This is a genomic window from Streptomyces sp. MBT65 (assembly GCF_016612545.1).
GTDB lineage: Bacteria > Actinomycetota > Actinomycetes > Streptomycetales > Streptomycetaceae > Streptomyces.
The window spans coordinates 1-350 of record NZ_JAENRY010000813.1 but is presented as its reverse complement, the minus strand read 5'-3'; the positions used below and the strand labels follow the sequence as shown (position 1 = coordinate 350).

Here is a 350-nt window from a genome sequence, read left to right as displayed (position 1 = left end):
GCCACCGCCCCCATCGGATCCCACCCCTTCGGCAACCCCAACACCTCCCGCACGACGTCCCGGCAGAACATCGTCGAAGACACCCACGCCGATCCCAACCGCTCCCCGGCCAGTGCCACGAGGAAGTTCTGCACGCCGGCCCCCGCGGCCACCACGAACATCTCCCGCTCCGCCCCGTCCCGACGGGCATCCCCATACGTGTGCGCCCCGTCCATGACGAGACACGGAACCACCAGATACGGCGCCCCCCGCAACACGTCTCCGCGCCGCACCCGCTTCGCGATGGACTCCTCCGACTTCCCGTCCCGCCGCAGATCGGAGATCCACGCGTCGCGCATCGCATCCAGCAA

General features: G+C 69.7%; 1 protein-coding gene. It reads right to left on the bottom strand.

The annotated features are described in order from the left end of the window. A partial coding sequence (locus tag JHN63_RS52225) for a nitroreductase family protein (protein WP_200692078.1) occupies positions 1–350 on the bottom strand: 350 nt, incomplete at both ends.